The organism is Streptomyces sp. 135 (assembly GCF_020026305.1).
Taxonomy (GTDB): domain Bacteria; phylum Actinomycetota; class Actinomycetes; order Streptomycetales; family Streptomycetaceae; genus Streptomyces.
The window spans coordinates 275,968-289,707 of record NZ_CP075691.1 but is presented as its reverse complement, the minus strand read 5'-3'; the positions used below and the strand labels follow the sequence as shown (position 1 = coordinate 289,707).

The window sequence follows — 13,740 nt, the reverse complement described above, 5'->3', positions numbered from 1 at the left end:
TTCAGGGTGTGCGGCGTGGATGAGCAGCCGATCAGTACGGTGCGGCGTCGATGAGCAGTGGATCAGTACGGCTGGGGCGGCGCGGACCGGATGCCCGAGGATGGGGGCATGCGGATCGATGTACTTGGTGCGGTACGGGCGTGCGACGACGACGGCGGCCCGATCGCCCTGGGCGGCCCCCGGCACCGCGAGGTGCTCGCCCGGCTTGTCGCCGCGGAGGGCAGGATGGTCACCGCGGACACCCTCGTCGCCGACCTGTGGCCCGAGCCCCCGGCCCGCGCCCTCGGCGCACTGCGTACGTTCGTCGCCGCGCTCCGCCGTGCCATCGAACCCGGCAGGCCGCCCCGGACCCCGCCGCGCGTCCTCGTCACGGAAGGCACCGGCTATGCGCTGCGCCTGCCCCGCGCGGCCGTGGACGCCCACCGGTTCCAGGACGCCCTGGCAGAGGCACGCCGTTCTCCCCCTTCTCCCGAGAGTGCGGCCGCCCTCGGTGAGGCACTCTCCTCGTGGCGCGGGCCCGCCTACGCCGATCTACCGGACGCCGCATGGGCCCAGCGGGAGAGGGCCCGGCTCGACGAACTGCGGCTGCAAGCCGTGGAACTCCGCGCCGGCCTCCTCCTTGACGCAGGCCAGGGATCCGGCGACGCAGGCGACGCAGGCCAGGGTTCTGGCCTCGTCGCCGAACTGGGCGCGCACGTCGCCGAGCACCCGTGGCGCGAACCGGCCTGGGGGCTGCTCGCCCGCGCCCTCTACCGCGACGGACGCCAGGCCGACGCGCTGGCCACGCTCCGCCGTGCCCGCACGATGCTCGTGGAACAGCTCGGCCTCGACCCCGGCCCCGCCCTCCAGCGCCTCGAGACGGACATCCTCAACCGGTCCGCGACCCTCGAAGCGACACCTCGCGCCTGGCCGGGCACCGACGTCCGGCTTGGCCCCCGCACGACGGTGGAGCTGGCCCGCACCCTCGCGCTCGCAGGCAGCGACGCCCTCGTCCTGTCCCGGCGCAACCGCCTCGCGGCCATCGAGGCGGCCGAACGCACGGGGGACGTGGCGCTGACCGCCCGCGTCATCGGCGCCTACGACGTGCCCGCGATCTGGAGCCGGGCCGACGACCCCGGGCAGTCCCGCGCCGTCGTGTCGGCCGCCGAGCGCACGCTCACCGCGCTCGGCCCCGGCGGCCCCGCCGACCTGAGGGCCCGGCTCCTCGCCACCGTCGCCGTCGAGAGCCGCAGCGCGGACACATACGGATCCGCCGCACAGAACGCACGCCGGGCCGCGCGTCAGGCCGAAGCCCTGGCACGGGAGCTGGGGGACCCCGCGCTGCTGGCCTTCGCGCTCAACGGCGTGTTCCTGCACTCCTTCTCGCGGCCCGGTCTCGCACCGGAACGGGACGGGATCGGGGCCGAACTCGTCACGCTGTCCACCCGGCACGGCCTGCCGACCTTCGCGATCCTCGGCCGACTCGTACAGATGCAGTCCGCGTCGGCTCGCGGCGACCTCATGGCCGCCGGCGAGCACGCGACCGCCGCGGAGGAGATCGCCTCCGTCCACGAGTCGCCCCTCGTATCCGTCCTCACCCTCTGGTTCCGGGCCCGCGTCACCGCCGCCCGGAGCACCGAAGAGGGCGGACCGACCGCCGCGGCGGCCGCGGCGGCCTACCGCGCCGCCGACGAAGCCCTCAAGACGGCGGGAATGCCGGGGCTGCGGCACGGCCTGCTGCCGCTCGCCCTGCTCGGCCTGCGCCTGCTGCACGACCGGCCCGCCCCCACCGGACCCCAGTACGACTGGGGGCCTCACCTGCCCTGGGCGGCACCGCTCGTACTCCTCGCCCAGCACAGGCCCGAAGAGGCGCGCGCCGCCCTCGCCGCGACGCCCGAGCCGCCGCGCGACCACCTCCAGGAGGCCCTCTGGTGCCTCACCGCCCATGCCGCCACGCGCCTCGGCGACCACGATACCGCCGCGCGTGCCGCGACGGCCCTGCGCGACGCCCGGGACGAGGACGCGGGCGGCGCCAGCGGCCTGCTCACCCTCGGCCCGGTGGAGCGCTATCTCACGGAGGCCGAAGCCGCCGGCGCTGTTTGACAGACTCAGCATGCGCAGATCATCATTCCATTAATTGTTTAATGGAATCGAGAGAGGCGCTTGGTGCACATGACCCCTGCCGACAACACCGAGGCCGGCGACCCCTCGAGCGCCACCGCGCTGGAGGCCCGCGGCCTGGGCAAGCGCTACCGACGGGGCTGGGCGCTGCGCGACTGCTCCTTCCGGCTGCCCGCCGGGCGGATCTGCGGCCTCGTCGGCCCCAACGGTGCGGGAAAGAGCACCCTGTTGGGGCTCGCGACCCGCCTGGTGACCCCGACCGAGGGCGTACTGCGCGTCTTCGGCGTGCCGGTGGAGGACCCGGCCGCGATGCCCCGGTTCGCGTTCCTCTCGCAGGACAAGCCGCTGTTCAAGCGGTTCACCGTGGCGGAGACCCTGCGGATGGGCGCCGAGCTGAACCCCGGCTGGGACATGGCCGCGGCGGAGCGGATCGTCCGGGCGGGGCCGGTGCCCATGGACGCCAAGGTCGGCACGCTCTCCGGCGGTCAGCGCACCCGCGTCGCGTTCGCCCTCGCCTTCGGCAAGCGGCCCGATCTCCTGCTGCTCGACGAGCCGATGGCCGACCTCGACCCGCTGGCCCGCGACGAGATGAGTTCCCTGCTGCTGTCCGAGGCCGTCGAGCGCGGTACGACGGTGGTGATGTCCTCCCACGTGCTGGCCGAGCTGGAGGACATGTGCGACTACCTCCTGGTCATCGCGGACGGCCGGCTCCGGATGGCCGGCGACACCGACGAACTGGTCCCGGCCCACGCCCTGGTGACCGGACTCGCGCCCGACGGCAAGCCGCCCGCGGACCTCACCCCGCACACGGTGGTCGAATTCCGGGCCTCCGGCCGCCAGTTCCGTGCCCTCCTGCGCCCCCACGGCCCGCTCGCCCCGGACTGGGAGGTCTCCGAGCCCAGCCTGGAGGAAGTCCTGCTCGCCCACCTGCGCTCACCGGGCACGGAACCGCTGTTCACCCGAGCCGCCCGTATCGAGGCCGAAGGAACCCACGCCGCATGAGCACCACCCTGGCCGACAGGCCGCGCACCGGAAAGCCCGTCGGGAAGCCGGGTCTGCTGCACGGCCTCACCTGGCTCGTCGTACGCCAGCACCGCACCGCCCTGTGGCTGATCGGCGCCGCGACCCTGCTCGGCGCGGCCATGATCGTCTACCAGCGCGGCGAGATGGTCTCGATGCTGGACCGGCTCGGCTGGCCCGGCAAGGACGTCAACCTTCCCAACAACCCCGAGGGATTCCAGTACGTCTCCGGGGCCCTCGGCGGCCTGCCCGTCATCCTCGGCGTCTTCCTGGGCGCGCCGCTGATCGCGGGCGACCAGGAGCACGGAACCGCCCAGCTGGTCACCACCCAGTCGGTGCCCCGCCGCCGCTGGCTGGCTGCCAAGCTGATCGGCTGCCTCTCCGTGGTGCTGGTGTCCACGGCGGTGCTCGGCGCGCTGTTCACCTGGTGGTGGGAGCCGTACCGCGAGGTCCTCCCCGCGGAGTGGATGCAGGGCGAGATCTTCGACGCCACGGGTCCTATGCCGGCGGCGCTCTCCCTCTTCCTCACCACCTGCGGCATCGCGATCGGCATGGTCCTGCGCCGGGCCCTGCCGGCGATGACGGTGACCTTCTTCTTCTCCGTGGCCGTCGAGCTCGCCTGGGGCGAGTTCCGCGACCGGCTGGCCACCCCGCGCCTGTTCACCTACCCGCTGAACGCCGACAGCCCCGCCTTCCTCGACCAGGCGGTCGAGCACGACCGGTGGATCGGCACCGCGGACGGACAGCTCTTCGGCTGGGGCACCTGCGCCGAGCAGACCGAGCGGGCCACCAACGCCTGCATCAAGGAGCACGGCATCGTCAACAACGTCATCGAGTACTTCGGTTACGACCAGATGCCCGGCATGCAGTGGACCGGCGCGGGCCTGCTGCTCGGCGGCACCGCCGTCGTGGCCGTCTTTATCCTGTGGTGGGCGACGCGGCGGCCCCTCTAGGGCGAGCCGAGGCAGCAGGTACGTAAGGTGTCGGCAGGCGAGCAGAGAGTGGGGACAGTGGTCGAATTCCGTATCGACCGGCGCAGCGGCGTGGCCACGTATCTGCAAATCGTGCGGCAGGTCGAACAGGCCCTGCGCATGGGCGCCTTGGTGGAGGGCGACCGGCTGCCCACCGCGGCCCAGGTCGCGGCGGCGACCAAGGTCAACCCGAATACGACGCTCAAGGCGTACCGCGAGCTGGAGCGCGCCGGCCTCGCCGAGGTCCGCCAGGGAGCGGGCACGTTCATCACCCGCTCCCTCGCCAGCCCCCAGGCCGGGCCCGACTCACCGCTGCAGACCGCGCTGGCGGAATGGATGCGGCAGGCGCGGTCGGAGGGGCTCACAGGGCAGGACGTGACGGCGCTGTTCGAGGCGGTCCGCGCGGCGACGTTCGAAGCCGCCACCCAGGACTGATCCGGCGCTGCCGAGCCGCTACCGCTACCGCTTCCGGTCCGGCGGACGACGCCTTGCGACCCAGCGCAGCAGGAGCACCGAGGACACGGCGGCGAACGCGCACCACGTGGAGATGTACTCCTGGCGCCACAGCGCCACGCACACCGCGGCCCCGACCGCGACCAGCACGCCGAACAGGACGAGGCCGCGGTCGCCGGACAGGAGCAGCGAGCCGATGGTGGCGAGCAGGTAGGCGACGACGATCAGTTCCGGCCGCGGCAGCCCCAGGGCGTATCCGACCGTGTGGCCGCGGATGTCGGCCGTCACGGTGCGGGTCGCCAGTGCGTACGAGAGCACCACCGCCGCCCCGGCCCCCGCGGTGAGCGGAATCACCAGACGGCGGCGGGCGGCCCGCGGCGCCGCGCACAGCACACCCGCCGGAACCCACAGCGCGAGCAGCGGGAGCGCGATCGCGGCCCAGGCGAGGGTGGCGGGCCCCGTGCCGCCGTCGTTGCGCCAGACCGCGGACTCGATGATCTGATGGGCTCCGAGGAGCAGCGGAAGCGCCGCCAACGGCAGGTCACGGGGTCGCCGGGCCGCGAGGGCCACACTGACGACCCCCACGGCGGCGATGCCCGTACCCGCCACGAGATCGGCCGTCGCGCTCCAGCACATGGCAGGAACCCTATGGCCGACGCGGCGCGGGGGCGCGCCGGGCGGGCCCGATAAACAATCGACCAAGAAATTGACAGAGGTGCGGCGATATGCCCCGGAGACTTTTTGGAGAAGCATTTCGAGCTCGCACACTCAGAATTGACAAGGGTGCTTGAATATGGCTTCCGCTACTCGCTGAAAGCAGATTTTTGTTCAATTGACAGGGGCGTGACGATTGCCTACGGTCCAGGTCGTCAGTTTTTGCCGATCGCTCCCGAAGGTATTCATGACCGCGTCCTTGACGCCGCCGAAGTCCAGGCGGCAGTTGATCCTTGCCGTGCTCATGTTGTGCTCGCTGGTGATCTGGCTGGACAACACCGTCCTGAGCACCACCTTGGAGACCCTCGCGGATCCCGTCCGGGGGCTGAATGCCGATCCGGCCGAACTCCAGTGGGCCACGGGCTCGTACACTCTGGCCTTCGCCACCTTGATGTTCACCGCCGGCGCACTGGGTGACCGCTTCGGCCATCGGACCGTGCTCGTGACGGGACTGGTCGTCTTCGCCGGGTCCTCGCTGTGGGCGGCGTACGCGGGCGACGCAGGTCAGCTGATCGCCGCTCGAGCCGCGATGGGTCTGGGCAGCGCGCTGATCATGCCCGCCAATTTGGCCATTCTCATGTGGACGTTCAGCGGGCCCGCGCGGACAACCGCGATCGCCGTTTCCTCGACGTCCGCCGGTGTCGGAATGGCCGCGGGACCGGTGCTGGCGGGATTGCTTCTCGACCATTTCTGGTGGGGTTCGGTCTTTCTGGTCAATGTCCCGGTCGTGGCCCTTGCGCTGATCGGTATCGCCATGCTGGTCCCCAATTTCCGCAGCCCCGTCCGGCGGCCGCTGGACCCGGCCGGGATGTTGCTGTCGATCAGCGGCCTCGCGGCCTTGGCCTACGGGCTGATCCGTGCGGGGCAGGTGGCCGCCTGGAGCCATGCGGATGTCTGGGCGCCGATCGCCGCCGGACTGGTCCTGCTGACCGCTTTCGTACTCGTCGAACTCCGGATCAAGTCGCCGAGCTTCGATCCCCGCCTGCTCGCGCAACGCGCATTCGGTGGCGGCAACGCGGCCCTCGGCCTGCTCCTCTTCGCCATGGCCGCCGTCACCTTCTACAGCGCGTTCTATCTGCAGGGCGCGCGCGGCTTCTCGCCGATGGAGGCGGGCCTGGCCACTCTCCCCACCGCCCTCGGAGCGGTCCTGGGGGCGACCCTCGGCGCGCGTCTGGTCCGCCGCTGGTCGCTGCGCCCCGTCTGCGTGCCGGCCCTCACCGTGGCGGCGCTGAGCATGGGCGCGTACGGGGTGCTCGGACTGCAGACCCCGCTCGTCTGGATCGAGATCGTGCTGTTGGTCCAGGGTCTCTCGATCGGCATGGTGATCGGTCCGGTGACGGCAGCGATGATCAGCTCACTGCCGTTGGCGCAGGCCGGGGCCGGGTCGGCCGTCACCAACACCGTGCGGCAGACCGGCAGCGTGGTCGGGATCGCGGTGGGCGGCACGATCATGTCGATCGTGTACCGGCGCGCGATCGATCCCTCGCTGAGCGAGGTACCCGGGCCGGTACGGGACCGGGCGCGGGTCTCCGCCGAACAGGCCCGGCATGTCGCCGCCGCGACGGACCGGCCCACCCTCGTGCACGCTGCGGACGACGCGTTCGTTCACGCCATGCACGTCGGCGCGGTCTGGGTCATGCTCGTCGCACTCGTCGGAGCGGCGGTGCTCGTGACGGCCCTGCGCCCCACCGGAAAGCCTACGGAAGCCGCGCAGGAGCCGACCATGAGCGAGTCCGGCGCCGGTAGTAATGCACTGTGACCGCGCCCAGCAGCGGACCCCACAGCAGCAACGGCGCGTACGCGATGTTGAGCAGCCAGATGCCCCAGGTGGTGGCTTCGATGTCCGCGTTCAGCGACGTGAGGACGAACAGCGCGCCGAAGACACTCGTGGCCAGCGCGCCGAGTCCCGCCACGCCGGTCCCCAGCAGGATTGGAACCCGACGCCCGCGCAGACAGGGGACCCAACGCGGCCACCTCTCGCCCCAGCTCCGCACCAGCCCGAGCGTGAGGAACGCGAAGGCCTCGGAGACCAGGCTGAGGGCGACGAGGACCAACGATCCGAGGCCAGGAGCCCCCATTTGATCGTATTCGGATCGCGCCAGCCCGACCGGGACACCTACGGCGATGGCCACCCGCCAAAGCGCCGACGGCACGTTGGTCAACGCGGCGCCCGCCGCGGCGAGTCGGGCCCAGCGCGGCACATCGGGCAGTGCGTTCATTCTCGTTCTCGGCATGTGAGCCACGCTCGTCGAAGGGGCGCCGACACACATCGGCCTGCGGTCCCATGCCACCTCACGTGTCTCACCCGTGAGGCGCAGCTACCCGTACGACCGGGCCTTCGACGCGAGGCCGGTGGCGCGACGGCTGCTCGGCTCAGGTCAGTCGCACGTGGTCTCCCCACCAGTTGCCCGGTGGCCGCTGCCAGGAGGTGTGCGGTCCGGCGAGTCTGCCGTCGGCGGTGCCGGACAGGGTGAGCAGCGTGGCCGCCCCGTCCGCCGTGCTCTTGAACAGCGCGATGTCCCGCCGCCCGTCCGTGTCGTAGTCGCCGGAGACGAGGTGGCTGTGGGAGAACCTCCAGGTGCCGGGCGGGGAGCTCCAGGGCACGGTGGGTATCTGGAAACCGCCGTCGGGGGTGGTCGCGAAGCGGAACAGGGAGACCGATCCGTCGTCGTACCCGTACATCGCGACCAACTCGTCGCTGCCATTGCCGTCGTAGTCCCCGGCGGTCAGCTTCGTGTGGCTGCCCCACCAGTTGCCCGGCGGCCGCTGCCAGGACTTGAGCGGTGCGCCGAGGCCGCCGTCCGCCGTGCCGGTGAGGGTGAGCAGTTCGGCGGCGCCGTCCGCGGTGCCTTTGAACAGGACGACGTCCTGGCGCCCGTCCGCGTCGAAGTCGCCCGTGGTGAGCCGGCTCTGGGCGAAGTTCCAGGTGCCGGCCGGCGCCTTCCAGGGAGTCGAGGGCACCTGGAAGGCGCCCTCGGCGGTGGTGCGGAAGCGGAACAGGGCGGCGCTGCCGTCGTCGTAGCCGTACAGGGCCATGACCTCGTCGCGGCCGTCGCCGTCGTAGTCGCCCGCGGTCAGTTGCACGGCGGCGCCCCACCAGTTGCCGGGCGGTCGTTCCCACGACTTGAACGGGGCGGCGTACCCGCCGCCGGCGGTGCCGAGCATCGTCAACAGAGCGATGGAGGCGTCGGCTTGGCCGCGCAGCAGTGCCACGTCGCGGCGGCCGTCTCCGTTGAAGTCCCCGGCGGTGACATGGCTCAGGGCGGAGTTCCAGGTGTCGGCGGGGGAGTGCCATGCCACGTCGGGGGTCTCGAACCCGCCCGCGCTGTTCGCGGGGAAGCGGAACAGCGAGGCCGCCGAGTTGTCGTACCCGTACAGGGCGAAGAGGTCGTCGCGCCGGATGTCGTTGCCGGTGCGGTCCGGCCGTTGCTGGAAGGCGATCCCTTTCTGGTTCGCGCACGTCGACAGCACGATGGGGGCGCCCCGGCGCTCGGAGGAGTTCTCCACTTCCAGGCAGCGTGTCGGCGTGGTCGCCATGGAGAGGATCCACGCGAACTCCGCACGGCTGTCGAGCACGAAGTCGACCCCCGGCGAGCCGGCGCAGCCCCACTGCTCGACACGCGGCGCCGATGTGCCGCCCTGAGGCGCGTCCGTGCGTACCGCCAGGCATTTGCCGCTGTGCGCGTTCACGATGTTGACCGCGTCGGAGGAGGTGGCCGAGGGGCGGAGCAGCCACCGTGCGCCGGGCTGGCCGTCGCAGTCCCACTGCCGGATCCTCGCCCCGTCGGCGCTGGAGGAGTTCTCCACCTCCATGCACCTGCCGCTGTGGACGTTGAGGAGGTTGACCGGTGTGTCGGCCCCGGAAGCCGCGGCCGTCGCGGTCCTCGGCGGTGCCAGCAGGGCGGCCATGACGGACAGAGCGGTGACGAGGAACCACGCGAGCGTCCATCGGCGTGTACGGACACTCCCACTGCGCATGCGGACCACCTCTGGGCGTCGGACGAACCGGGCCGGATCCTCGCAGCCCGTCCTGACGGGCTGCTGATACGTATCCGGGGATCCGGCCGAGCAGAGGGGGGAGCGACGATCAGGTACGGAGTTCAGCGCACCGGGAAGCCGAAGGCGTGGCCCTGCTCCTTGAGCCGGGGGAGGAGCCGGCGCAGGGCCTCGACGGTCTGCGTACGGTCACCGCCCGCGTCGTGGAAGAGGAGCGTCGGTCCGTTGGGCAGCTCCCGCTCGACGGTGGCGACGATGGCGTCCGTACCCGGACGCTCGAAGTCCTTGGTGTCCACGTTCCAGCCCAGCGGGCGCATGCCCCGGGACGCGGCGAGCTTGCGGCTGTACGGGGTGAACGCCCCGCCGGGCGCCCGGTAGTACATCGGCCGCACGCCCCCGGACGCCTTGGTGATCATGCGCTCGGCGTCGAGTATCTGCCGTGACTGGTAGGCCTGGGAGTCCTTGTCCATGGCGGTGTCGTGCGACACCGTGTGATCGCACAGCCGGTGCCCGGCCGCGACCACCTTCTTCACCAGGTCCGGGTGGGCCTGCGCCTGCGTCCCCACCATGCAGAACGTGGCCTTCACGTCGTACTCCCGCAGCACGTCGAGCACTTGAGGGGTCCATACCGGGTCGGGGCCGTCGTCGATGGTGAGGTTGATGCCGCGCGCCCCCTTCTCCGAGGCGTGCGCGATGGTCGCCGCGACCCGCTTGACGTCACTGCCCGGCGCGGCCGGTGCGCTCGCCTTCGGTGACGAATCGCCCGTGACACCGGCCTGCGCGGTCCACACCGAGGCACCGGTGGCGAGCACCGTCACCCCGAGCGCCGCGCCGATCATCTTGCCGTACCAGCTGCGCCCGCCACCGTGCCGTGCCATGTCCGCCCCTCTCACGCAAATTCCTCGCCGATTCCCGGTCGCCCTGCGACCACCTGGCAGGACGAGGCGTGGGGGCCAGGGGATGCGTCCGTTACCGTTCACGGACAAATCCGGGATGGTTCGCGGACAACTGGCGGCGTTGATTCTCGGGGGGTACGTGTGCTCTGCCTCTGGAGCGCGGTCTGCCCGGGTGCGCTGTCAGTGGCAGCTGCAAGGCTGGACGGATGGAGCGTGATGATGAGCAACTGCTGCGCCGCCGGGTCTACGGCGCCGACCACGACCACCCGGGCCCGCGGCCGGACCGGCGCTACGTCGAGTTGGTCGGCGGGCCGCTGGACGGCCTGCTCCTCGATATCACCGGCTGGACGCGGGGCGAAGTCGCCACCGGCGTGGCGCTCCCCACCGAGCTGGGCCAGTTCGGCGCCGGCGGCCGGGTGATGTACGACCCGCGCCCCGGCGATCCGTCCCGCTTCGACTGGACCGGCGACACACCTTGACCACGGGCCCCCGGCCGACCAGCCCTGGCCTTCCCAAGGCCACCGGCGGAGGGCTGGTTTGCGGGGTTGCTGGTTCGTCGGGCCAGCCCAGTGGTGGTCTGACCTCGCTGTTCCGCATAGCGGGAAAGCGCGAGCAGGACGGCCGGAGCCGCCGCCGAACTCCCAGGCGTCGACGTCGCGGTAGCGGATCGGTGCCGGGCCGCGGCCGAAGTTGCTGGCGACCAGATGCAGACGTTCATCCGCCCTTCGGCCGCCCGCACCGCGCCAGTCAGATGCGGGCGCAGCTCCCGCTCCACGAACCGGATCCCGCACTCCTTCACCACGGCACGCACGTCGTCAGCCAGCAAGTGCAGCCCTTCGAGGTCCCCGTCGATCCCGCTCCACAGCACACGCTCGTCGAAGTGCCCACCACCGCTCAGTGACAGGGTGAGCGGACGGCGCGCCGCCGCGAGGTCCGCGAGCGGCGGGCACAGCGACGGCACGACCGCCCTCTGGACCTCGCCGAGGAACGCCAGGGTGATGTGCCAGTCCTCGATACGGTTCCACCGCATCCGCGGATGGTCGTCCCACGCGGGCCCGAGCTCCCGCGCCAGTTCCTGCTTCGCCTCGTCCGGTGGGGCCAGCGCGATGAACACACGAACGGTCGCGGGCTGAATCTTTTCCTTCACGAAGGACTTCGTACCGCATCCACGTGACGCGCCGACCGGCGCCCCCTGACCCGCCGGGCTTCAGCGCTGCGTGCCGTTCGCCTTCAGCTGCCGCATGGGCCCGTCGAGCGCGCGCTGGTAGAAGTCGATGAAGCCCTCCGGATCGGGCCCCGCGTTCTGCATGACCAGCCTGTCGAAGCCCGCGTCGACGAACTTCTGCGCCACTTCCAGATACCGGGCGGGGTCCGTGCCGCAGGCGAACTTCTCCAGGATGTCCTCCTCCCGCACCGTCGTGGTCGCGGCGTCGAAGTTGACCGGATTGGGCAGCTCGCTCATGACCTTCCAGCCGGTCACCGCCCACCGGGACGTGTCCAGGGCCGCCCTCGCCGCGGTGTGCTCGTCGGCCGCCCAGGCCATCGGCACCTCCGCGTAGCGCGGGCCACTGCCACCGGCGTCACGGTAGTCCCGGACGATCTCCGGCTTGTCCTCCGTGGCGAACAGCCCGTCGCCCAGCTCCGCGGCGATCCGCGTGGACGCCTTGCCGCTGGCGGCCACCGCGATCAGAGGCAGCTCCTCGGGCAGGTCGAACACCCGAGCGTCCTCCAGCCGCAGGTGCTTGCCCTCGTACGACCGGTAGCCCCCGCTCCACAGCAGCCGGATGATCTCCAGTGCCTCCCTGAACATCTCGTGCCGGATACGCACCGAGTCCGGGAAGCCCTGCCCGACCACGTGCTCGTTCAGCCGCTCGCCCGAACCGACACCAAGCACGAACCGGCCCTCCGACAACAGGGCGAGGGTCGCGGCCGCCTGGGCGATGATCGCCGGGTGGTAGCGCACGGTCGGGCATGTCACGCCGGTCGCCAGCCCGATCCGGGAGGTCTTGGCCGCGATGCTGCCCAGCACCGTCCACGCGAAGGGCGAATGCCCCTGGTTGTCGAGCCAGGGATGGTAGTGGTCGCTGATCTCGACGAAGTCGAAGCCCGCTTCCTCGGCGAGCACCGCCTGCCTCACCAGCTCTGCCGGACCGAACGCCTCGGCGGCCAGCTTGTAACCGATCTCCACGCTGCTCCTCGTCTCCTCACACCGGCGCCGTCGTCATCCGCACAGGGGTACCCGCCGACGCCGGGGCACAACGCGACGCCTGTCGACGCCTGCCCCGCCCTCCCTATTCTTTTCACCCGGCCCGCTCCACCGCACCCCGAAGCGAGGGGCATGGCGGAGCCCCGGGCCGTCACGGCGAGCTGTCGAGAAACCGACCGGGTGAAAAGAAGGTGTGGGACTGTGGCGACGCGTCGAACGGTGCTCAAAGCGGCAGGTGCGGGACCCCTGGCAGGCGCCCTGACCGCGCCCGCCGCGGACGCGTCACGGGCGGCGGAGGCCGACGTCCTGGTCGTGGTGGAGAAGAGCGGCCACGCGGTCGGCTTCTACGACACCACGTCGGGGCAGCGCCTGCGGACCGTCCCCCTGCCCGACCACCCGCACGAGATGGTCGTCGACTCGCGCCGACGGTTCGCCTATGTGGGGCACTACGGCGTGCGCATGTCCTCCGCCATCGGCGAGGGCGGCGCCGCGGTGTTCGTCATCGACCTGGCCGAGCGCTCCCTGGCCCGCACCATCGACGTCCGGCCGTTCAACCGCGTCCACGGCATGGGCATCGACCGACACGACCGGCTGTACGCCCTGAGCGAGGAGAAGGCGGTGCTGCTCGGTTTCGACGACCCGGCCACCGACGTGGCACCGACCCGGGCGGTGCCCACGAATGGAGTGAAGACCCATCTGTTCACACTCAGCCGCGACGGCGAACGCGCCTACGTCACCGGCCTCCTGTCACACACGGTCAGCCTCGTGCGCCCCCACGACGCCTCCGTGCCGCCGCTGCTTGCGACCCCCGGCCAACTGCCCGAGAGCAGTTGCCTGAGCCGGGACGAGAAGACCCTGTTCGTCGGAGCCCGCAAGAGTTCCTCGCTGGTGGCCCTCGACGCCCGCACCCTGAAAGTCCGGCGGCGCCGCGACGTCGGCGGAGACCCCCTGCGCGTCTACACCCTCGACGACGAGCGGCTGCTGGTGGCGGACATCGCCGCCGACACCCTCACCGTGTGGAGCACCGACCTGCGCCGGATCCGCTCCCTGGAACTCGACGGAACACCGGCCGCCGTCTCACTGCACCCGACCAGTTCCCTGGCCTACGTATCTCTGCTGGGCGCCAATCGGGTCGCCGTGGTCGACCTGGACCGGCTCGCCGTCGTCGGGGGCTTCGGGACGGGACTGGAGCCCGACTCCTCCGTGCTTCTGCCGGGCACGCCGTGAGGGCGGTTGTGCCGCCCCCGCCCCCGGCCGCGGGGGCGGACGTGGCCGGAATACAACCTTGACCGTGGCATGCCGAAGTCTATGGTCTGGACTAATCGCCCCACGGGAGCACTTCACGCCGCACGCCCCACGTAGCACCGCTCGTGAAGGAGTCACG

General features: G+C 71.5%; 12 protein-coding genes and 1 pseudogene. 7 read left to right on the top strand and 6 right to left on the bottom strand.

What is annotated here, in order from left to right; genetic code table 11:
* Positions 1-108 precede the first annotated feature (108 nt).
* The 4 genes from KKZ08_RS01320 to KKZ08_RS01305 all read left to right on the top strand — a co-directional run bounded on the left by KKZ08_RS01320 (position 109) and on the right by KKZ08_RS01305 (position 4,526).
* A complete protein-coding gene (locus KKZ08_RS01320; protein WP_223772648.1) occupies positions 109-2,082 on the top strand; it encodes an AfsR/SARP family transcriptional regulator in 1,974 nt (657 codons plus the stop codon).
* A 69-nt stretch (positions 2,083-2,151) separates the two neighbouring features.
* Positions 2,152-3,102 carry an ABC transporter ATP-binding protein gene (locus KKZ08_RS01315; RefSeq protein WP_223772647.1) on the top strand — a complete coding sequence of 317 codons (951 nt, stop codon included), beginning with the start codon at positions 2,152-2,154 and terminating at the stop codon, positions 3,100-3,102.
* Complete coding sequence (locus tag KKZ08_RS01310) at positions 3,099-4,073, top strand: ABC transporter permease (protein WP_223772646.1); 975 nt, start codon at positions 3,099-3,101, stop codon at positions 4,071-4,073. Before KKZ08_RS01315 ends, KKZ08_RS01310 begins: the two co-directional genes overlap by 4 nt.
* 48 nt (positions 4,074-4,121) lie before the next feature.
* On the top strand, positions 4,122-4,526 hold the full coding sequence (locus tag KKZ08_RS01305; protein ID WP_223772645.1) for a GntR family transcriptional regulator: 405 nt from the start codon (positions 4,122-4,124) through the stop codon (positions 4,524-4,526).
* A gap of 24 nt (positions 4,527-4,550) precedes the next feature.
* On the opposite strand, the gene KKZ08_RS01300 is transcribed toward KKZ08_RS01305, so the two are convergent.
* Positions 4,551-5,180 carry a DUF6629 family protein gene (locus KKZ08_RS01300; RefSeq protein ID WP_223772644.1) on the bottom strand — a complete coding sequence of 210 codons (630 nt, stop codon included), beginning with the start codon at positions 5,178-5,180 and terminating at the stop codon, positions 4,551-4,553.
* Between the two features lie 265 nt (positions 5,181-5,445).
* Between KKZ08_RS01300 and KKZ08_RS01295 the strand changes: the two genes are divergently transcribed.
* On the top strand, positions 5,446-7,017 hold the full coding sequence (locus KKZ08_RS01295; RefSeq protein WP_223772643.1) for an MFS transporter: 1,572 nt from the start codon (positions 5,446-5,448) through the stop codon (positions 7,015-7,017).
* On the opposite strand, the gene KKZ08_RS01290 is transcribed toward KKZ08_RS01295, so the two are convergent.
* From KKZ08_RS01290 to KKZ08_RS01280, 3 genes are all read right to left on the bottom strand, one after another.
* Positions 6,956-7,477 (bottom strand): hypothetical protein, encoded by a 522-nt coding sequence (locus tag KKZ08_RS01290; RefSeq protein ID WP_223772642.1) that lies wholly within the window; start codon positions 7,475-7,477, stop codon positions 6,956-6,958. The genes KKZ08_RS01295 and KKZ08_RS01290 overlap by 62 nt on opposite strands.
* Before the next feature lie 154 nt (positions 7,478-7,631).
* Entirely contained in the window at positions 7,632-9,236 is a 1,605-nt protein-coding gene (locus tag KKZ08_RS01285) for an FG-GAP-like repeat-containing protein (protein WP_223772641.1), read from the bottom strand.
* Between the two features lie 122 nt (positions 9,237-9,358).
* Positions 9,359-10,132 carry a polysaccharide deacetylase family protein gene (locus KKZ08_RS01280; RefSeq protein WP_223772640.1) on the bottom strand — a complete coding sequence of 258 codons (774 nt, stop codon included), beginning with the start codon at positions 10,130-10,132 and terminating at the stop codon, positions 9,359-9,361.
* Between the two features lie 224 nt (positions 10,133-10,356).
* Between KKZ08_RS01280 and KKZ08_RS01275 the strand changes: the two genes are divergently transcribed.
* Positions 10,357-10,629, top strand: coding sequence for a hypothetical protein (locus KKZ08_RS01275; RefSeq protein ID WP_223772639.1), 273 nt, complete (start codon positions 10,357-10,359; stop codon positions 10,627-10,629).
* Between the two features lie 311 nt (positions 10,630-10,940).
* Here KKZ08_RS01275 and thpR read toward each other — a convergent pair.
* Positions 10,941-11,264 (bottom strand): annotated as a pseudogene (thpR, locus tag KKZ08_RS38900) (RNA 2',3'-cyclic phosphodiesterase); the annotation flags it as partial.
* Positions 11,265-11,357: 93 nt separating this feature from the next.
* Positions 11,358-12,338: a TIGR03557 family F420-dependent LLM class oxidoreductase gene (locus KKZ08_RS01265; RefSeq protein WP_223772638.1), complete on the bottom strand. Its 981-nt coding sequence runs from the start codon at positions 12,336-12,338 to the stop codon at positions 11,358-11,360.
* Between the two features lie 219 nt (positions 12,339-12,557).
* On the opposite strand from KKZ08_RS01265, the gene KKZ08_RS01260 reads away from it, so the two are divergent.
* Positions 12,558-13,583 (top strand): YncE family protein, encoded by a 1,026-nt coding sequence (locus KKZ08_RS01260; protein ID WP_223772637.1) that lies wholly within the window; start codon positions 12,558-12,560, stop codon positions 13,581-13,583.
* Positions 13,584-13,740 lie beyond the last annotated feature (157 nt).

Bases quoted from the DNA above. Each gene is read 5' to 3' on its own strand.
- KKZ08_RS01320 (WP_223772648.1), top strand. From the start codon at position 109: ATGCGGATCGATGTACTTGGTGCGGTACGGGCGTGCGACGACGACGGC.
- KKZ08_RS01315 (WP_223772647.1), top strand. From the start codon at position 2,152: ATGACCCCTGCCGACAACACCGAGGCCGGCGACCCCTCGAGCGCCACC.
- KKZ08_RS01310 (WP_223772646.1), top strand. From the start codon at position 3,099: ATGAGCACCACCCTGGCCGACAGGCCGCGCACCGGAAAGCCCGTCGGG.
- KKZ08_RS01300 (WP_223772644.1), bottom strand. From the start codon at position 5,180: ATGTGCTGGAGCGCGACGGCCGATCTCGTGGCGGGTACGGGCATCGCC.
- KKZ08_RS01295 (WP_223772643.1), top strand. From the start codon at position 5,446: ATGACCGCGTCCTTGACGCCGCCGAAGTCCAGGCGGCAGTTGATCCTT.
- KKZ08_RS01290 (WP_223772642.1), bottom strand. From the start codon at position 7,477: ATGAACGCACTGCCCGATGTGCCGCGCTGGGCCCGACTCGCCGCGGCG.
- KKZ08_RS01285 (WP_223772641.1), bottom strand. From the start codon at position 9,236: ATGCGCAGTGGGAGTGTCCGTACACGCCGATGGACGCTCGCGTGGTTC.
- KKZ08_RS01280 (WP_223772640.1), bottom strand. From the start codon at position 10,132: ATGGCACGGCACGGTGGCGGGCGCAGCTGGTACGGCAAGATGATCGGC.
- KKZ08_RS01275 (WP_223772639.1), top strand. From the start codon at position 10,357: ATGGAGCGTGATGATGAGCAACTGCTGCGCCGCCGGGTCTACGGCGCC.